Annotated in this window: 22 protein-coding genes; 4 read left to right on the top strand and 18 right to left on the bottom strand. The window is 59.3% G+C overall.

The window, feature by feature from the left end; genetic code table 11:
* From PHW99_RS14560 to PHW99_RS14490, 15 genes are all read right to left on the bottom strand, one after another.
* On the bottom strand, positions 1-716 hold a 716-nt coding region (locus PHW99_RS14560; RefSeq protein WP_300179001.1), incomplete at its 3' end, for a tape measure protein.
* A gap of 34 nt (positions 717-750) precedes the next feature.
* On the bottom strand, positions 751-1395 hold the full coding sequence (locus PHW99_RS14555; protein WP_300178998.1) for a DUF6441 family protein: 645 nt from the start codon (positions 1393-1395) through the stop codon (positions 751-753).
* A 193-nt stretch (positions 1396-1588) separates the two neighbouring features.
* On the bottom strand, positions 1589-1984 hold the full coding sequence (locus PHW99_RS14550; protein ID WP_300178995.1) for a hypothetical protein: 396 nt from the start codon (positions 1982-1984) through the stop codon (positions 1589-1591).
* Between the two features lie 17 nt (positions 1985-2001).
* Positions 2002-2778, bottom strand: coding sequence for a hypothetical protein (locus PHW99_RS14545; protein ID WP_300178992.1), 777 nt, complete (start codon positions 2776-2778; stop codon positions 2002-2004).
* A gap of 53 nt (positions 2779-2831) precedes the next feature.
* Entirely contained in the window at positions 2832-3278 is a 447-nt protein-coding gene (locus PHW99_RS14540; RefSeq protein WP_300178989.1) for a hypothetical protein, read from the bottom strand.
* Between the two features lie 5 nt (positions 3279-3283).
* Positions 3284-3589: a hypothetical protein gene (locus PHW99_RS14535; protein WP_300178987.1), complete on the bottom strand. Its 306-nt coding sequence runs from the start codon at positions 3587-3589 to the stop codon at positions 3284-3286.
* Positions 3586-4602: a major capsid protein gene (locus PHW99_RS14530; protein WP_296532329.1), complete on the bottom strand. Its 1017-nt coding sequence runs from the start codon at positions 4600-4602 to the stop codon at positions 3586-3588. Before PHW99_RS14530 ends, PHW99_RS14535 begins: the two co-directional genes overlap by 4 nt.
* A 68-nt stretch (positions 4603-4670) precedes the next feature.
* A complete protein-coding gene (locus PHW99_RS14525) occupies positions 4671-5048 on the bottom strand; it encodes a head decoration protein (protein WP_300178984.1) in 378 nt (125 codons plus the stop codon).
* Between the two features lie 35 nt (positions 5049-5083).
* Positions 5084-6364, bottom strand: coding sequence for a S49 family peptidase (locus PHW99_RS14520; protein ID WP_300178981.1), 1281 nt, complete (start codon positions 6362-6364; stop codon positions 5084-5086).
* 9 nt (positions 6365-6373) lie between these two features.
* A complete protein-coding gene (locus PHW99_RS14515; RefSeq protein ID WP_300178979.1) occupies positions 6374-7933 on the bottom strand; it encodes a phage portal protein in 1560 nt (519 codons plus the stop codon).
* Positions 7933-8154, bottom strand: coding sequence for a hypothetical protein (locus PHW99_RS14510; protein WP_300178976.1), 222 nt, complete (start codon positions 8152-8154; stop codon positions 7933-7935). The genes PHW99_RS14515 and PHW99_RS14510 overlap by 1 nt, the downstream gene beginning before the upstream one ends.
* A gap of 23 nt (positions 8155-8177) precedes the next feature.
* A complete protein-coding gene (locus tag PHW99_RS14505) occupies positions 8178-8582 on the bottom strand; it encodes a hypothetical protein (RefSeq protein WP_300178974.1) in 405 nt (134 codons plus the stop codon).
* Between the two features lie 17 nt (positions 8583-8599).
* The gene (locus PHW99_RS14500) at positions 8600-9103 is read right to left on the bottom strand and encodes a hypothetical protein (protein WP_300178971.1); all 504 of its coding nucleotides are present in this window, start codon (positions 9101-9103) and stop codon (positions 8600-8602) included.
* 76 nt (positions 9104-9179) lie between these two features.
* Positions 9180-11222 (bottom strand): phage terminase large subunit family protein, encoded by a 2043-nt coding sequence (locus tag PHW99_RS14495; RefSeq protein WP_300178968.1) that lies wholly within the window; start codon positions 11220-11222, stop codon positions 9180-9182.
* On the bottom strand, positions 11222-11785 hold the full coding sequence (locus PHW99_RS14490) for an elements of external origin (RefSeq protein ID WP_300178965.1): 564 nt from the start codon (positions 11783-11785) through the stop codon (positions 11222-11224). Before PHW99_RS14490 ends, PHW99_RS14495 begins: the two co-directional genes overlap by 1 nt.
* Before the next feature lie 202 nt (positions 11786-11987).
* Between PHW99_RS14490 and PHW99_RS14485 the strand changes: the two genes are divergently transcribed.
* The 4 genes from PHW99_RS14485 to PHW99_RS14470 all read left to right on the top strand — a co-directional run bounded on the left by PHW99_RS14485 (position 11988) and on the right by PHW99_RS14470 (position 13847).
* Positions 11988-12197: a hypothetical protein gene (locus PHW99_RS14485; RefSeq protein WP_300178962.1), complete on the top strand. Its 210-nt coding sequence runs from the start codon at positions 11988-11990 to the stop codon at positions 12195-12197.
* Between the two features lie 92 nt (positions 12198-12289).
* Complete coding sequence (locus PHW99_RS14480; protein WP_300178959.1) at positions 12290-12928, top strand: DUF3489 domain-containing protein; 639 nt, start codon at positions 12290-12292, stop codon at positions 12926-12928.
* 100 nt (positions 12929-13028) lie between these two features.
* Positions 13029-13391: a hypothetical protein gene (locus PHW99_RS14475; RefSeq protein WP_300178956.1), complete on the top strand. Its 363-nt coding sequence runs from the start codon at positions 13029-13031 to the stop codon at positions 13389-13391.
* Between the two features lie 90 nt (positions 13392-13481).
* The gene (locus tag PHW99_RS14470; RefSeq protein ID WP_300178954.1) at positions 13482-13847 is read left to right on the top strand and encodes a hypothetical protein; all 366 of its coding nucleotides are present in this window, start codon (positions 13482-13484) and stop codon (positions 13845-13847) included.
* Here PHW99_RS14470 and PHW99_RS14465 read toward each other — a convergent pair.
* The 3 genes from PHW99_RS14465 to PHW99_RS14455 are packed head-to-tail and all read right to left on the bottom strand — an operon-like array spanning position 13793 to position 16799.
* A complete protein-coding gene (locus PHW99_RS14465) occupies positions 13793-14068 on the bottom strand; it encodes a hypothetical protein (RefSeq protein WP_300178951.1) in 276 nt (91 codons plus the stop codon). The genes PHW99_RS14470 and PHW99_RS14465 overlap by 55 nt on opposite strands.
* Entirely contained in the window at positions 14056-15351 is a 1296-nt protein-coding gene (locus PHW99_RS14460; protein ID WP_300178948.1) for a site-specific DNA-methyltransferase, read from the bottom strand. The genes PHW99_RS14465 and PHW99_RS14460 overlap by 13 nt, the downstream gene beginning before the upstream one ends.
* Positions 15348-16799 (bottom strand): site-specific DNA-methyltransferase, encoded by a 1452-nt coding sequence (locus PHW99_RS14455; RefSeq protein ID WP_300178945.1) that lies wholly within the window; start codon positions 16797-16799, stop codon positions 15348-15350. The genes PHW99_RS14460 and PHW99_RS14455 overlap by 4 nt, the downstream gene beginning before the upstream one ends.
* Positions 16800-17233 lie beyond the last annotated feature (434 nt).

Raw genomic sequence — 17233 nt, 5'->3', positions numbered from 1 at the left:
TGGCTCATCAGTGCGTTAACCACCACGTCAGCGGTGAGCCTGCCTTCTTCAGCCAACTTGCGCAGCCGACCAATGGGCACATTCAAGCCATCGGCCAGCGCTTGGGCCAGACGCGGACTGTTCTCGACCACGGAGTTGAATTCTTCACCACGCAGAACACCCGATGCCAATGCCTGACCGAACTGCAACAGGGACGACTGGGCCTCGGTGGCCGAGGCACCCGACAGACGCAAGGCCTGTGAAATGCTCTCTGTAATAGAAAGAGCATCCTTCTGCTCACCACCGAGCATTCGCACGGCCTGCTGCAACTTGCCATACAGGGTCGAGACTTCCTGAATCGGCACCCCAATACGCTGGGCGATATCAAACAGCGTTTTTTGCGCAGTGACAAACTCATTCTGACCGGCTGTAGCCAGTTTCAGGCGCGCGCCCATCATGTTCCAAGCATCGGCGACCTGGACAATCTCCTGCACTTTCCCTGCCGCCCAGTTGATCGACAGGAATGCCAGCAGTTGCGTTTTGGCAGTCGCCACCTGGTCGCCAAACGCCGACATGCCTGCCTTGACCTCGGCCATGCCGCGCGCGGCCTTGTCGCCTGCGGTCTTGGCCGTCGATGCCAACTCGCCCAGGCTTTGCTGGGCGGAATTGAGGGCGCGTTTGAGCCCATCATCTGCACCTTCAAGGGCGACTAAAACGGCGATACGGTTGTTGGCCATGGGTCAGTTCAATATTTGAGGCGATATTTGAGAGTTAGCCGACCGTGCGGATTTGTTGTTCGATGCTTGCTGCCAGTCGTGGGATGCGCCGTACCACCAGTCGCTCGATATCGAGTCGCTTTTTGAGCATGACGCGCGGAACGAGCACCGCAATCGGGATATCCGCACCACGCTTCAAGCGTTTGACACCTTCAGCTTTTCGGTACCGGCGTTTGAATCCAGCCAAGGGGCGGTCATGTTCTTTGATGTTCTCGGCCATCAGCACCACGTTGCCCTTGGCGTTTTTGATGAAGTAGGCGTTGCCGCCCCGCATCAGTTCGGCAATCTGTGCCTTGAAACGTTTGCGGCCGACCCGGCCATGCAAGGGGATCAGCATCTTGGCCGAGATCACGCCACCGTTCTCATGCATTCCGATCCAGGGAATGCGCGAGCCCACGTAGAGCGCTGGCAGGCGACTGGGGTCTTTGTCGATCACGTAGGCAGAAAACCCCTTGAGGAAGGTCTTTTTGACCACCGTCAGTTGGCTGGCCACCTGGTCGCGCACGTCCGTCTTGATCTCTACTGCCTCTTTCGCCATGGCCTTAGCTACCGCCTTTTTGACCTTGTCGCGAAACTCCCCACCCCAGCGGCGCAGTTGGGCTTGGGCTGCGGCGCTGTCGATTCGGATGGAGATTTTCATGACGAGGTTGATGCTGTGGTCAGGCGTTCAAGCGTTTGATCGAGGTTCTTGGAGTCGCCCCTGCTACCAATGGCAATCAGGGACAGGAGTTGTGCATCGCGCGCGCTGTCCAAGCGAGAGCTGGCTTCAGCAAAGCCCTTCAACTGCGCCAGCGTGTAGTCCAGGATGTCGGGCAGCCGGTGGCCGTGCTCGATCAGGCGCTGGGTGAGGTCGAACCAGTGTTGGCTGCTTGAATGCCCTTGCCCAGATTGAACAGACCGTCGAGTTTGGGAATCACCGTTCGGGTAAAAAAATCAGCGTTGACCTCCATCACCTTGGCTGCCAGCAGCAACGCGTCGTCTGCGGCCAGGTCATCCACCCACTCGCGCGGCTTTTTGACTGCTATGCCGATGGCGTTCAACAAATCGTCTCCGCGCTCGCCAAACAGCGCCAGCCAGTTGATTTCTGGCTGGCTCAACTGCGCCATCACTGGCGAGATCACCCGCAGGAAAGCAGGCAATTGGCCCACTTTGAGGGGTGAGATCGAAATGGTTTCTCCTGCCACTTGCACCAGGGTGTCTTGGGGAATGAGTTTCTCGAGATCAGTCATGCGGTTTCTCCTGACTTTTAGCCGATGAGCTGGATGCGACCGAACTGGCCCAGCGTTGCATCGAATGGCTTGCTGGAATCGGCCAGGAGGGAACCTTCCATCTCGAATTTGTTGTATTCATTGGAGATGAACGAGATTTCCTTCAAGGGATCGAACGCCACCCGGTACAACTCCACCAGCACCCGGGCGTTGCCATCGGCGGTGTTGATGCCCTCCAGCCGAAGGAAGCGCTCGGGCAGCGCCTGAGTAAAGATGCCGATATCTGTCGTGACACCAAAGGCGTAGCTGGCCTTTAGGGGTGCGGTGTAGGGCACGACAGGTGTGCCGCCATCATGGAGTCGCAGCAACTGAATCGCCCCAAAGTCAATGTCTGCCGTGTAGTCAACCCCTTCAACCAGTGTGGCCGGTGTGGCGCTGCTGTCCTCGATCATCAGGCTGGCCACCTTGGGGTGCGCCAGGAAATAGCGCTCACCGACCAGCGGTGACGCGCCTGCCAATGGCTCATTGGTCACAGTGCCGGGTGTACCGACCACGAAGTTGCCGTACAGGGCCAGCGCCAAGTTTTCTTTGGTGAACTCTTCAATGGTCAGATTCACCGTGGCCGACTTTTGCTTGACCATGCGGTGGTCCAGCGTGCGCTGACCTGTCTGGCTCTCATAGTGCTCCAGCACGTCGGTTTTGAGCGAGAGTTTCAACTCGGCCACGTTGCCGGGTGAGCGAACCTCAATGGGGTTGCCTTCGACGTCGCGTTTGCCGAGATAGACACGGCCCTGGAATGATGCATAGGTACTCATGGTTTGGGATCCTTAAAAGTTGGGATGGATGAACAGAAAAATGAAAAAGGGATTCAGGCTTGAATGGCGATGTCCGCGATCAGGGTGCGGTAGGTGATCTGGTAACGAGCAGAACTACACGCAGCAACGCCATCAGCGTCATCCACTTCCCACTCAGACTCCACTTCCCGCACCCCAAGTGCCAGGCCGCCCAGGTTGACGTCAAGCATCAGGGCGGCATGCGCCGCGCACAGCAAGGCGTCCGCTTGGGTTTCTGGAATGACCGGCGGCACGGCGCGCGCCAACGCGGTGATCCGTACCGTCAATTCACGGGTGACCCGGTCGTTGGCACGTTCAGCCAGTGACTCACTCTCAGGAAACACCACCAGGGCTGGGCACTGATCGCGGGTAATGGCCACACTGGGCGTGCGCCATACAGTGGCGGCCTGATTCGTGGCCACCGGGGTCAGTACCCTGGCGATTGCTTGCAGGATTTGTTCTCGAATGGAATTGACTGCCATGGTGGTCACACCCGCATCAGTTTGGCGCGCACCTCGGAGCCGTCGCCCACGGCCATGACTTCGCGCACCTGATACGCCACGCCCTCGATCTGCACCACCTCACGGGTTTTGAGCCCCACAAAGCAGCTGTTCGGGTAGGTCATCTCGTAGTCGGTGCTGACACCAAGTCCCGAGAGCACGTCCTGGTCAGGTGCAGAAAACCCGACCGAATGCGTCTGCGCTGTACCGCCATCGGTGGGTTGCCAAACGCAGGTCTTGAGAAACCCGACGTTGGCAGCGGCCAGGTAGATTTTTTCGACCAGGGTGTTCATGTCGCTGTCAAACGCACCAGCAGAGCTGGACGCTGGCACAGGGGCAGCGGGTTGCTCTGGGTGTGCAAGTCCGTGCCACGCTCAAAGTGGCGCGGTGCCTGTTTGGCATAGATTGGTTGTCCCAGCGTGTTGACCGTCTCGTTGAAGTCGGCTGGCGCAAAGTAGGTGGCAAAGGTGTCAATCGTGCCCAGCGGGAACGCATGCGCTTCACCCGCTTCGATGTACGGTTTGGTCACCCAGCCGCCGGAGCCATCGGGCACGCTGGCTTCACCGGCGTATTCCTCAAAGGTGACCCCTGCAAACGGGAAGCCCGAGCGCATGTCGGAGCGCAGAATCTGGCTCTCGTTGAACAGCCGGTACGCATCGACCACGCTGGGGTGGGTCACCAACTTGGTGAAGAACTCGGGCGAGACCAAGCACTGCACGCTGCTCATGCGCTCGCCCATCAGGCTTTTACCGAGGTAGCGCTTGAGATCGAGACACTTTTCCAGCACGTTGGTGGTGTCAACGTTGAGTTTGAAGCTGATGGTTTTGGGTGTGATCTTGAATTCGTCGTACAGATTCACCAGAACCCGGCCATCGGCATCGAGCACGATGCCTTTTAAAGCGCCCATGCGCAAATACTCCAGGGTGGCCGCATGCTTGGTACGCATGTTGTCCAGGTGCTCGGCCAGCACCGCCGCAATGGAAGCAAATTCGTTCTCGGTGCCAAACGAGCGAAGGCCAGAGACTTCTTCAGGCAGCACGACGTCATCGTGCGGGATGTGTGGAATCACAAAGCTGCGCAGCGTGCGTTTTCCACGAATGCCGACCGTGCCAGGTGAGCCCACAGGCAAACTGGGCAGCAAATTGAGCACACCGGCCTTTTCTTCGAGCACGATGGTGCGGGTGCGCACCGGTTTGGCGGCAAACAAACCCAACTGGTCGAGTCGGTCGTATCGGTTGGGCAGCAGGTTGATCGCGGCTGTCAGCGATGCCATGGAAAAAGCGGGATTGAGAAACGGATTGTTGATGGCCATGATGGCTTTCCTTCAAAAAGTGGGATGGATGGGGCGAATTGGCTTTTCGTTCGCAGTGAACTTCAGGCGCTTTGGCGCACCAGAATGCCCAGGGTCTTGAGTTGGGCGACTGCTGCGTCACGCTCTGCCACTGTGATGGCCGCAGGCCAGGTGAGTGCGTGCTGGGCCACTGTGCCGTGCCGCGCCAGCATCAGTGCATCGTCCCGGTCGACCAAATAAGCATCGCAGTCTTGCAACAGCACGCCACAGGCGAGTTGACTGCCATCGGTGGCGCTCGGATCGAGTTGTTTGACCTTGCCGGTGGTGGTCACCAGCCCAACGACTGTCCCCAGTACCAGGGTTTGACCAGCAGTCAGGGTGGCGCGGTCGCGCGAGTAAAAGCCTTCGTCTTCGTACTTGAGCAAGTCGCCCAGATTGAGGGTTTGTTTGATTTCAGCCATGGAGTTCTCCTATTTGTGAAGGGGTCAGGTGGGATTTAGCGGGCACCGATTCGGGCTTTGACGGCGGCAATCAGCGGGTTGTCGGGCGAAGTCGGGTTGGAAGTGGCCATTTGCTGGCGCACGGCAGCATTCGGGTCGATGCGGCTGACGATTTCCGTGGATTGCTGCGCCATGGCCGTGAGCAACTGGCTGCGAACCTGACTGGGTGCCACTTTGGCCTCCAGAAAGCCAGCGATCAGATCAGTGCGTCCAGCCAGCGTGCAGCTTTGCGCGACTTCAATCGCATCGGAGACTGCGAAGGCGGCCTCAATCGTTGGAGGGGTGGCAGATGTGTCGGCCGACGGGGCGGCAGTCGTACCCGTTTGGGCGAGCACAGGGGTGGGTTGGGCGGATTGGGTCATGGGAATTTCCTTTTCAGGTGAGGTTTCAGGGATGGTTTGACTGGCAAGCAGTCGGGAGAGCGAGGGAACCGGTGGCGTCAGCATGGAATTGATCTGCTTGATCGCGTCTTCAATCGTGCCGACGTCATCAGCCAGACCAGAAGCAACCGCGTCTGCGCCAAAGAACAGGGCGGCTTGGGTGCCTTTGATGGAGTTCACGCCCATACCCCGGTGTTTGGCGACCGTCGTGGCGAACAGGTCATAGATGCGGTTGACCTCACCTTGCAAAAAGCTGTGTGCTTCACTCGAGATCGGTGCGTGCGGGTTGAGATCGTTTTTGCGGTCACCAGCAAAGACAGCGGTGTAGGCAATACCGTCTTGCTGGTCTTTGACTGACTGATCAACGTGCATCGCAATCACGCCAATGGAGCCCACACCGCCAGTTCGCGAGACGATCAGGCGGCTGGCGGCACTGCCCAGCGCATAGGCAGCGGAGAACGCCATGTCGTTGGCAACCGCCCAGACCGGTTTGATGGCCGTGGCCGCGCGAATGCGGTCAGCCAGATCGAACACGCCAGAGGATTCACCACCGGGCGAGTCAATATCGAGCAGGATGGCAGCAACGCTCGGGTCTGCCAGTGCCGTTTCCAGCGACTGGGCAATTCCGGCGTAACTGGTCAGGCCAGACTGGGCTTCAAGCCCCTGGGTGCGCCGCACCAGCGTGCCATAAATGGGGATCACAGCAATACCTGACTGAGCAGCGCCGGAATCTGCCAGGGCAGCGCTTCGATCAGGCTGGACAAAGCTAGTCGGTGCCGACAAATCGGCCAACCCTACGCGCGAGCCCAGCACGGACAGGATGACATCAAGTTTGGGGCGATGGATAAGCAGCGGCGCACCAAACAGGCGTGCCGCCAAATGCGGTAACAGGTTCATGGAAATCCTCTACGTGTCAGTGGTGACCGGATCGCTGGTTGCGTTGTCAGCGGCTTGGGCCGCATGCTTGTTGGGCTCCGCACTGCCGCCGTCCTTGGAGGTACGTCTGGGGTCGGAGTCAAAAATCAGACCCAGGTCATCGGCGCGCTGGTTGTCGGCGGCGATTTCACGGTCAACGTCCTCTGCGTCATAGCCGAAGGCCGAAATCGCCTCAGACCGACTCATCAGCCCGGAGCGAATCGCAAGCAGCATGGCTTTGAACTCTTTCTCGGGGTCCACCCACTGCCAGCCCTGCGGAATCCACTTAGCTGCGAGGTATTGCCGCCGCTTTGCGTTGCCGCCCCGGGCAAAGCCAGGAGCCTGCAATGCGCCACTGAGCACCGCTTGCTTCATCCATGCGGCCCACACTGGGCGACACATCTGATGCACCAGCACGCCGTGCTGCACCATCTCGCAACGCCGTCTGAATTCGAGCATCCCGGCACGAATGCTGGAATAGTTCACGCCAGACAGGTCACCGGTCAGTTGCTCGTAGGTGATGCCAATGGCCGCTGCCACCGCCCGAAACTGGGCGCGCAGGAATTCGCCGTAGGAACCACCCACATCGGCCGGGTCAGAGAACTTGATGTCTTCACCGGGCTCCAGAATCTGCATGGTGCCGGGCTCAAGACCAGCCAGCGATACACCGTTGCCATCAGGCAGGCCTTCGCCCAGCAGGTTGTCCTCCACGCTTTGGCGGGTGACAAAGCCTGCGAACATGGCTGCGGTCTTCTTGCGTACCAGTTCCGCGTCGTCGTACTGGTCGAGTTCGTTGAGTTTGACCAGGGCGCGTGAGAGCCAAGGCTCGCCCCGAATCTGACCCGGGCGCAGCACCTTGTACAGGTGGATGATTTCACTGGCATCGATGCGCACTGTCTCCAGGCCGCCCTGGCCGGACATGGGTGCCAGCCTGCCGTCCTCGGGGTGGGAACGGTACAGGTGGTACGCCACGCGCTTGCCCACGCCATCGAATTCGATGCCAGAGCGCACGACATTGCCCGAATCGAGATCAATGTTGAGATTCAGCGGCAGGTGCTCAGGCTCAATCAGCTGAAGTTGCAGCGGAACACTCAAACCATCTTCGGGTCGGCGCGGACGCAGCCGGATCAGGCATTCGCCGCCCTCCAACATGGCCCGACAAGCCAATGCCTGCAAACCATAAAAGTCAGTCTGGCCTGCCGCGTCGGCTTCCTCTACCCAATCGCGCCACAGCGTCTGCACTGCTGTCTTGAATGCGTCGTCACCGGCCAGACTTTGCGGCTTGATGCCGGTGCCGACCGCGTTGGCCACAAAGGCCTCGATGCCGGACTGCGCCCAAGCGTTGCGCCGTACCAGATCGCGGCTTTTGGTGCGCAACTCAGAATTGGTGGCCAAGAGCGCCGATACAGCGCCCGGGTTGCCGGGCATCCAGGCTTGTGCGCGTCTGCCACGGCCTGCTGCCTCATGTACGGGTCCCTGACCAGCCTGACCAAACAGGCTTCGGATTTTTCCGAGCCAGCTCGCTGGCGCATGTGATGCATTCCAGGCCATCAGAAGCCCTTGGAGGTGGTGACGCGAATCTGACGCGGCGCGCCGGGCCACAGGCCGGTCGATGCGGCTTGCTCGGACAGCCCTCGCTTGACCTCGCGAATGGCTTGGCGGAGTTCGTCAACGGAGCGGTATTCGACGGTCTTGTCACCAAAGGAGACACGACGTTCACCCTGCGTGAGTGCTGTCTGCAAGGCTTCGAGTTGGGTTTGTGTGAAGGACATGGTGCTTGCTTTCTGTTCGCGCTTCAGCGCCAGACGGTCAGATTCATCTCAGTGGTGTCGGCCAAGGATCCGCTTGACGAGGTGCAAATCACATCGATAAATTCAGCAGTTTTTTCTTCAGCTGTGGCGCGTGCGCCCGCGTGTTTCATGGAAGACTGGCTGCCCGCATTGCGGGCGAAAGCCTGCCAGCAGTAACTGGCATCCAACATCGGGTTGATGAACGTCACCCGGTATTGCCCAGCAGAAATGCGGGTGACGCTGTTGACGTTAAAAGATGCACGAACGACCACGCCGGCCCTGTTGCCAGAACCCTCATAGCCAAAGCACACCCAGGCTTTGGCGACGCCCGGGTGATCAGCAGTGATTCGGGTCTTGAATTCAAGCGCCAGGCGCTGCGCCAAGTCGGTGATGTGTTGGGCCAGGTTCATGCGCTACTGGGCTCGGGTTAAATCAGCGCCGCTTCAAAGGCCGCCACAAAGTCGGTGTCAAAGTTGCCAATGTCCAGCGCAGAGACCGCACCAATGTTCTGGCGTGCCTGATCCTGCTCAAGGGCTGTGAGCGCCTGCACCGCGTCAAAGCGCACTCGCTTGTCAACGGCCGCGAGCAGGGCCGAGATACCCGTCTGGTCATCCTGGATGGCCGTTTGCAACTCTTTGAGGGTGTCAAACGCTGCGTCGGCACCGCCCAGCAAGTCAGCCTTGAGCGCATCAAGCAAGGTGGTGATCTTCGAGGCTGAGAACGTGGTGGCCGTACCTGCCGCGTTGACATCGTCAATGACTGTCAATCCGGCCAAAGTGGCAAACTGGCTGCGCAGCTCATTGATGGAACTGACCAGATTGGTTTTGTCCGTGGTTGAGAGGTTGGCCAGCGTGCCGACCTGGCCGTAGATGGTCTTGAACTCGGCGGCCAGGCGAAGAACCAGGGATTCAAGGCGTGTTTGCAAACTCATGGGTGAAACTCCAAAAAAGGCAATAAAAAAGGCACCGAAGTGCCAGGGTTAGACGGCCAACCCGTGACCACTACCCCTAGCGTTTAAGCCAGGGGCTGCGGATCACGCGGCGGCTGAATTTGGGCTGTCCAGAAGCCTTGATGCCAGCGAGACCTGGGTTGGTCTGGCTGGCATCATTTGCGTCTGTGGACAAATCTGATGAGGTGGCATTCACCTCTGGGTCGGGTGGCCGCGTGAGACCTAATTGTTTTTCCAATTCACGCCAGTGGCGCTCCTCAAAGCGGTCCAGACCGACACTCGACGCAGCAGCCCGGGCGTACACATAGCAGTCAAGCGCCTCGTTGCGCTCGCGCATCTTTTGCCACTCGCGGTGGGCGAAGCCGTTTCGGTCGTGCCGGGTGATCAAGCTCTCCGCGCACAACTGCTGCACATATTCCGCATCGATCTTGGGCAAATGGACAAATCCGGCCGGGTAAAGTGGCGTGCTGCCGTCCGAGCCCACATCAGCCGCCTTGCGCAGGTTGTTGTAAAGCTCCATCTTGGCCATGCCCACCGCCACCGAATACAGCTTGATGCCTCGGCGCAGCTTTTTGCCACCTTGGGTCACATCGACCGCAGTGGGTGTGCCGATTAATGCTGCGCCACCCATCGCACCGCTGCGCACCCCTTTGACGGGCATGAGTCGCGGGTCATGGCAGCTGCGGGCGAACGCATAGGTCTCTTGGGTGGCAAAGCCGGTGTCCAGCGCCAGCCTGGTCAATGGCATCAACACACCGCTGGCGTGCGTCCAGCGCTCGGCCAGCAACTCTGACAAGCGTTTCCAGACGGCGTCGCGTGCGGTGTCGCCTATCAGCACGCGGTGCTCTACCAGCCAGGACTCCTTGCCGCGACCAAATGCCCAGATCGACACTTCGACCCGGTCTTTCTGCACGTCGGCACCCGCCACCAGTAGCAAGCCACCCAGCGCAACGCTGCCGATTCGGTAATCTTCGCGGCGCTCAATCAGGCGCTGCCAGTCCGGCGCTTCGCCTTCTTCGAGCCAGGTCTCGCCCAGTTCGGTGTTTTTGAACGTCTTGATCGCGGCGGCGGAACCGGATTCCTTGCTGACCGCGCTCTCCCAGGCGGCAGCCACATCGCGCCAGCTACGCCAGCCCACAGGGCTGTACAGGCTGGAGAGGTGAAAACCGGCGGTCTTTTTGCGACCTTTGCTGCTCGTTGCAGACTCTTGCGCGATCATGCTGCGCCATTGGCCCAGCTCCAACATGCGCGTCTTGTGGTGCTCGGCAATGGGCTGTTCACAGGACTCGCACACGTAGGCTGCGGTCTCGGGTTTGGCTTTTTCCCAGCGCAAGTTCTCAAACCGCAACCACTGGCGGTGGTCACAGTGCGGACACGGCACAAAGTAGCGCCGTTGGTCACTGGCCTCGTACTCGCGCTCGATGGCCGATACACCCGAGATAGTCGGGGTCGACACAATAAATATCTTGCGCCGGGTGAAGGTGCGCGTGCGGGCCTCAGCCAAGGAAATCGCATCGCCCTCGCCTTCGACGTCCAGCGGATACCCATCGACCTCGTCCAGGAACAAATAGCGCACTGGCATGGAGCGCAGGCCCACCGCGCTGTTGGCACCGGTCATCACCAGCACGCCACCCCGGAACTCCTTGGCCAGAATGGTGTTGCCGGAATCTCGCGACCTGGCCGGTGAAATCAATTCACGCAATGCAGCGGACTCCTCAATCAAAGGGTCGATCCGCTGCTTGGAATTTCGCTTGGCCATGTCCACCGTCGGCCAGACCGCCATCATGGGCCCGGGCGCATGGTGGATGACGTAGCCAATCCAGTTGCTACCCATTTCAGTCGCACCCAGTTGCGCAGCCTTCATAAACACCACCCGCTCCACTGGCGAATTGGGTGAGAGGCAATCCATGATTTCCTTCAGGTACGGCGTGCGGCTGGTGCGCCAGCGCCCTGGCTCGGCTGAAGCCTTGCTGGAGAGCATGCGGTGCTGATCTGACCACTCGGACACAGAAAGTAGCGGGTCTGGGGTCAGACCGTCGCGCCACGCTCGCTCGATCTCGGTTGCGCCGTCGTAATGGTTGGTATCGAAGTCGGTGCTCATCAGTCAACGCTCGCGGTCAAGTTGCCCAATTCCTGCAAGTGCTCGCGCACCGCGTTCTCCAGCGCCACATGCATGGTGTGCGCATCCAATTCCAATTTGGCTGCCATCTGGGCAGAAACTCGTGCGGGCCAGTTCAGCCAGGCATCACGTTCACTGCGCGCCAGCTTGAACACATGGGCAATGGCCTGCGGCCGATCAATGAGTTCACCCTTGAGCCTGGCCAGTCGCACCTTGTTGGTCTGCGCCTTGACCACCTCGTTGACGGTTCGGGCTTGCAGCAGCGAGGTTCCTCCGGTACCGCCAGAACCAGTGTTGGTTGCAGCGCCAGCACCACCTCTGTCACCGCCACCGTCGCCATCGACCTCCGGCACCTTGACCTTGACGGTCGGTCGTTGTGTTCCCGTCTTGGGCGCACTGGTGTTGCGCGCCCATTGGCCATCGGCCTCGTCCGGATCAATCGTGCCGTCGGAGAGCGCATTGATGCGACCGCTACGGATGGCCTTGTGTACGGCGGTGTCGGTGACCCCGCGATGACGGGCGTAGGCGCGAATCGATAGTCCCATGGGTGTGTTGCGTTCGTTTCATCTCAGATGTGATGCGTCAGGTGCGTCAGGCAGAGATGCAAATTTGCATCTCTGATGGGGTGTTGGTTTGAAGCCAATCAAGGCTCAAAGAAGATTCAAAAAAAGATGCGAATTGACTTGGCTTCTGAAGCACACAGCGTCTTACTACAAGCATCGCAACCAACCAAACGGAAGAATTGAAATGACAAACACCATCGACCAAATTTTTGCCCTGATTGCTGAGAAGCACCTCTTCATCGAGACCCTGGAAACACGCAACTCAGACAGCCTTGACTTCCACGATGTCGCAGTCTGGAACGTGCGCGAAGCCCTGGAAGCCGCCTTTAAAGCAGGCGTCGAAGTAGGCGCATCAAGCACCCCAAAAAAGCAGTCAGGACTGCGCAACAGCTAAAGAAAAAGCACCGGCCAAGCAGAAAAGTCTTGGCTTGGCTTGCAAACAGCGCGTTCATCACATCGTCTTAACCAACCCATAAGGAGCCTCACATGAGCACCACCACCCTTAACCCCACCCAGCACGCTGTGCTGGCCCATGCCATCCACCATGCCAATGGCCTGGTCAACTGGTTTCCAGACAACGTCAAAGGCGGTGCCCGTCAAAAGGTGCTGCAAGGGCTTTTTAACCGCGCCCTGATCACGCCGCTTGGGTCTGACTTGTACGTGGCCGCCGAGGGCTACGACGCCCTGGGCTGCGCCAGACCAGCCGCCTGCAGCATCGTGCCAGACCCGGAACTGGACGCAGCCGTGGCGCTGGCTGAGGCCACGTGGACGCCAGATGAGAACACCAACGACACTGAAAAAAATGAGCCAGAGCCAGCAGATCAAGCCGAATCAGGCGACGTCGCCAACGAGGTCGAAGCACTAGCCACAGAACCATCATCACAGCCCACCGAGCAGCTCCATGCGAAGACCATCCGCAGCCGCGAAAACAGCAAACAGGCGACCATCATCGGCATGCTCCAGCGCGCCGAGGGTGCCACCATCGCCCAGATTTGTGATGCAACTGGCTGGCAACCCCATACCGTGCGCGGCACTTTTGCCGGAGCCTTTAAGAAAAAACTGGGCCTGACCATCACATCAGACAAGACACAAGGCGGCGTGCGCATCTACCGCGCAACAGCCTAAAAAATAGATTGAAGAAGAAGCCAAATTTGCTTGGCTTCTCTCTTGAACAGCGCGTTCATTGAGGTGTCGCGATTGACGACGAACTTCACAGGAAAACCAAATGACCACCATGACCATAACCATCGAGCGCACACCGCGCACCATCCAACTCGGCGACACCAGCCTCCAGGTTGAGGAGCTTTGCATCACCTTGCCCTTTTCCCGCAAGCCATGCGACCTGAGCGAACTTGGCGGCGGCGGGTCGCCCGAGAAAATTCTGGTCACGGAAACCCGGACCATGAGCACCACGGAATTTGATGAGTTTGCCGCCAACCTGCTGCGCTCACGCGACTGGCTCAATGGCAAGGGTGGAACCACGCAAGATGGCGTCCTGTGCGTCGAGGTATGTGCACCTGGACGCCCCTACCTTTACGTTAATCCCGAAGGCAGTAACTACGGTCGGTACGTTTCGCGCCTGGGCTAAAGAGATTGAAAGAAGAAGCCAAATTGACTTGGCTTCTCAATCGAACAGCGCGTTACTAGAGGCATCGCAACCAACCACTCGGAGATTGAAATGACAAACGCAACACAAACCCTCGCCACCCAAAACGAATCCTGGGGCTTTTGGGGAACTATGAACGAGCACGCTGCCTCCGCCTGGCCCATCGCATCCACAACGATTGCCGCCGCCACAGGGTGCGAACCTGAACAAGTCAGAGCTTTCCTGGACAGCCGCCACGGTCGCCACTTTGCAGACGATGTCCAAAACGGACTTTTTGTGGGTTGCAACCTCAAGGACGCGATTGACAAAGCAACTGCCAAATGGATGGGCTGGACGATTGGGCGCATCACAGCCAAGGAAACTGGCATCCCTCGCGGCATGGCCTACTTGATCGGGTTTGTGGTGCAAGCCGCAATCGACGACGAGCTTTTTGCCTGACGAACACGCCGGGCCTCAAACGCCCGGCGCAGGAGGTAGCTGCGCACCAGCGACACACCCGTAAAGATCAATCCGATCATCAGGTTCTGCGACAAGGTCGCATGCAAACCAAACAGCGGAAACACCAAATACTGAGTGGCCACCGCCACGATGTAGCCCACCAGCACGTTGGCCACCGACTCCACCAGAGACATCCAGCGTGACTGCATCACGATTGGCACTGACTTTCCTGGCCATCGTCGCCAGCATCACCAACGACAACTCCGGCCAAATCGTTAAAGCCAATGCCATCGCTCTCGCGAGTGGCAAGTTTTCCGGTCCAGTCCTGCCAGCGCCGCACAATCACGTCGACGTACTTCGGATCGAGTTCCATCAGACGCGCTGTGCGGCCTGACTTTTCTGCGGCGATCAGGGTCGTGCCGGATCCGCCAAAGGGGTCGAGCACCACGTCGCCGGGCTTGCTGGAGTTGCGAATCGCGCGTTCGACCAACTCGACCGGCTTCATGGTCGGGTGCAAATCGTTCTTGTGGGGCTTTTTGATCTGCCACACGTCACTCTGGTCACGGTCACCACACCAGTGGTGCTTACCACCCTCGGGCCAGCCGTACAGAATCGGTTCGTACTGGCGCTGGTAGTCGGAACGCCCCATGGTGAACGTGTTCTTGGCCCAGATGATGAAAGTCGACCACTTGCCACCGGCCTCGCGAAACGCTGCTTGCAGCACATCAAGCTCACTGGACGACATGGCGACGTAGACCGCGCCGGTGCAGTTGGCCATGATGGGTGTGAGGGCTGCCAGCAGGAAGTCATAAAAGCCGTCGCCCAGGTTGTCGTTGAGGATGGCCCGGTCTTTGCCACGCATTTTGTCCTTGGCGCTGTTGGCATAGTTGACGTTGTACGGTGGGTCGGTGACCGTCATGTCCACCTCATTGCCTTGCAGCAGCACCTCATAACTCTTGGCATTGGTAGCATCGCCACACAACACGCGGTGGCCACCGAGCAGCCACACGTCGCCAGGGCGCGAGATAACTGCATCTTGCGACTCGGGTACCTCATCGTCACCGGTTTGGCCCGTGTCGCCTTCCTCGCCCTCGAACAGGTCGGCCAGCGCGTCGGCATCGAATCCGGTGAGCGACAAATCGAAATCGTCATCGCGCAGGGCGTCGAGTTCCACCCGCAGCATCGCATCGTCCCAGCCTGCGTTTTCAGCAATGCGGTTGTCTGCAATGATCAAGGCGCGGCGCTGGGTTGGAGTCAGATGGTCCAGCACCACCACCGGAACGACTTCCAATCCGAGCTTTTGCGCCGCCGTCAGCCGACCGTGCCCGGCCACGATGATGCCGTCACTGCCTGCCAGAATGGGGTTGGTAAAGCCAAACTCCACGATGGACGCAGCGATTTGAGCGACTTGATCTTCCGAATGGGTGCGCGCATTTCTGGCGTAGGGCAGCAGTTTGCCGGTTGGCCACTGTTCGATTTTGTTGGCCAGCCAGGATGCTGTCATGGATTTACCTCTGCGGATTCATTTGATGGGGTTGCTGGCGCGTGTCGCTCTGCGGCGACTGCCTTGAAAGTCTGGCCGGTCGCTGCGAGCGTCACCGGCACATCGGGGAAGTTTTGCTGGAAGCGAATGACGGCCACGTCCACGTACTGCGGCGCGATCTCCACCAGGCGGCACTGGCGACCACTGCGCTGCGCAGCCAGCATCGTTGTGCCGCTGCCGCAAAAGGGCTCGAACACAATGTCACCGGTGTCCGAATACGCTTCCAGCACGAACTGGGGCAGTGCCACTGGGAACACGGCCGGATGGTCAATGTCCTGACCGATCTTGCCCTTGTGGCGCATGATGCGAATGACCGAGTCCGCGATCTTGGTGTCTTGGGTGAGCGTGCCGACATGGTTCCACGAGGTTTTGCTGCCATCTTTGTTGCGCATGCCACCGGCGCTGGTTCCATCACCACGCAGATGGGTGTCGCGTCCAGCGTAGATGCAGGGCACGTTCTTGTTGGGCCTGCGCACCTCGGAGTCCTTGCGATTGAAGTGAAACACGAATTCAAACGCTGGCGCAAAGCGACCGCTCCAGTCACCCGGCAGGCCCGGGCCCTGGTCCCAAACGTACCAGCCAAAACGCCGCCACCCCTGCTGGCGCATCCAGGACAGCCAGCCATCCCAGTACGGCAAGACTTCCTGCTCGCGGTGGATCAGCCCCAGGTTGACCAGCACCTGACCGGTGGCAGCCATGGGCAGGTTTGCGAAGACCGAACGCATCAGCGCGTCCCAATCAACTTTTGTGTCGGTGTAATCACGCTGGGTACCGTAGGGCGGCGAGGTGAAGCACAGCGCAGCCTTTTCAGACTGCATCAAAGCGGCGACCACCGCCGGGTCACCGGCATCACCACAGATCAGACGGTGCGCACCGAGCAACCAGACATCGCCGGTTCGGGATACCGGGTTGAGCGGTGCGTCTGGTACCTCGTCTCCAGCGTCTGGTGCATCGTCGGAATCATCATCGCCAGTCTGATCGTCACCGGTCTCACCATCAATGTGCTCTGCCATCATGGCTTCGATCTCTGCATCTTCAAATCCGGTGAGCGCCAGGTCGTAACCGGACTCACACAGTTCGGTGAGTTCGAGCGCCAGCATCTCTTCGTCCCACCCGGCATCGAGTGACAGGCGGTTGTCGGCAATCACGTAGGCGCGCTTCTGGGTGGGCGACAGATGACCCAGTTCAATGACCGGAACTTCCGTCAGCCCCAACTTGCGGGCAGCCGCCAGACGACCGTGCCCGGCGATCACGCCGTTGACACCATCAACCAGCACCGGATTTGTCCAGCCAAACTCGGCGATGCTGGCGGCGATCTTGGCCACCTGCTCCTCGCTGTGGGTGCGAGGGTTGCGGGCAAACGGGATCAGCGCGTCAACCTTGCGGTACTCAACGTTGAGGGGATTCAAGGGTTTCGAGCTTTCCAAAAAAGTGCGGCCCGCACAGGTCTATAAAACCAGTGACGGGCCGCGAGGTCGCTTTGAGCAAAGCGCAGGAGTTGAACGAGAGAACCCGCCGTCAGAAAACTCCGAGGGCGGGTTCAGGAAAAGTCAGGAAACGAAAACCTGTATGTCAGGTCGGCAAAGGGTGTGAATTGAATTCCCCCCCTTGGGTACCAAGGTGCAAACCTGCTGCTGGTGCAAACCGCTGCAAACTCTGGTTTGCACTCTGTCGGTGGGCGGGTCTTGCGCTGTTGCCCCCCGCATAGGATTTTCTGAAAGAAGGACCCCTTGTATCTTCTGAATTTGAAAATATATTGTGTAGTGGCGGTCTGTGGAGCTTGTGGGCAAAGGGGTGCGCGGTGGGAAACGCGGAGTGTTTTCCACGGCAAGCGCCCCGGTTT

The organism is Rhodoferax sp. (assembly GCF_028689305.1).
In the GTDB taxonomy this organism is placed as follows: Bacteria; Pseudomonadota; Gammaproteobacteria; order Burkholderiales; family Burkholderiaceae_C; genus Rhodoferax.
Note: the sequence above shows the minus strand (reverse complement) of the source record. Positions and strands in the feature narration are given on the sequence as shown.

What these genes read in the sequence shown, in the direction of transcription:
- PHW99_RS14520 (WP_300178981.1), bottom strand. Translation starts at nt 6,364, where the DNA reads ATGAACCTGTTACCGCATTTGGCGGCACGCCTGTTTGGTGCGCCGCTG.
- PHW99_RS14495 (WP_300178968.1), bottom strand. Translation starts at nt 11,222, where the DNA reads ATGAGCACCGACTTCGATACCAACCATTACGACGGCGCAACCGAGATC.
- PHW99_RS14555 (WP_300178998.1), bottom strand. Translation starts at nt 1,395, where the DNA reads ATGAAAATCTCCATCCGAATCGACAGCGCCGCAGCCCAAGCCCAACTG.
- PHW99_RS14460 (WP_300178948.1), bottom strand. Translation starts at nt 15,351, where the DNA reads ATGACAGCATCCTGGCTGGCCAACAAAATCGAACAGTGGCCAACCGGC.
- PHW99_RS14550 (WP_300178995.1), bottom strand. Translation starts at nt 1,984, where the DNA reads ATGACTGATCTCGAGAAACTCATTCCCCAAGACACCCTGGTGCAAGTG.
- PHW99_RS14490 (WP_300178965.1), bottom strand. Translation starts at nt 11,785, where the DNA reads ATGGGACTATCGATTCGCGCCTACGCCCGTCATCGCGGGGTCACCGAC.
- PHW99_RS14535 (WP_300178987.1), bottom strand. Translation starts at nt 3,589, where the DNA reads ATGAACACCCTGGTCGAAAAAATCTACCTGGCCGCTGCCAACGTCGGG.
- PHW99_RS14480 (WP_300178959.1), top strand. Translation starts at nt 12,290, where the DNA reads ATGAGCACCACCACCCTTAACCCCACCCAGCACGCTGTGCTGGCCCAT.
- PHW99_RS14525 (WP_300178984.1), bottom strand. Translation starts at nt 5,048, where the DNA reads ATGGCTGAAATCAAACAAACCCTCAATCTGGGCGACTTGCTCAAGTAC.
- PHW99_RS14500 (WP_300178971.1), bottom strand. Translation starts at nt 9,103, where the DNA reads ATGAGTTTGCAAACACGCCTTGAATCCCTGGTTCTTCGCCTGGCCGCC.
- PHW99_RS14510 (WP_300178976.1), bottom strand. Translation starts at nt 8,154, where the DNA reads ATGTCCTTCACACAAACCCAACTCGAAGCCTTGCAGACAGCACTCACG.
- PHW99_RS14485 (WP_300178962.1), top strand. Translation starts at nt 11,988, where the DNA reads ATGACAAACACCATCGACCAAATTTTTGCCCTGATTGCTGAGAAGCAC.
- PHW99_RS14470 (WP_300178954.1), top strand. Translation starts at nt 13,482, where the DNA reads ATGACAAACGCAACACAAACCCTCGCCACCCAAAACGAATCCTGGGGC.
- PHW99_RS14540 (WP_300178989.1), bottom strand. Translation starts at nt 3,278, where the DNA reads ATGGCAGTCAATTCCATTCGAGAACAAATCCTGCAAGCAATCGCCAGG.
- PHW99_RS14505 (WP_300178974.1), bottom strand. Translation starts at nt 8,582, where the DNA reads ATGAACCTGGCCCAACACATCACCGACTTGGCGCAGCGCCTGGCGCTT.
- PHW99_RS14545 (WP_300178992.1), bottom strand. Translation starts at nt 2,778, where the DNA reads ATGAGTACCTATGCATCATTCCAGGGCCGTGTCTATCTCGGCAAACGC.
- PHW99_RS14515 (WP_300178979.1), bottom strand. Translation starts at nt 7,933, where the DNA reads ATGGCCTGGAATGCATCACATGCGCCAGCGAGCTGGCTCGGAAAAATC.
- PHW99_RS14475 (WP_300178956.1), top strand. Translation starts at nt 13,029, where the DNA reads ATGACCACCATGACCATAACCATCGAGCGCACACCGCGCACCATCCAA.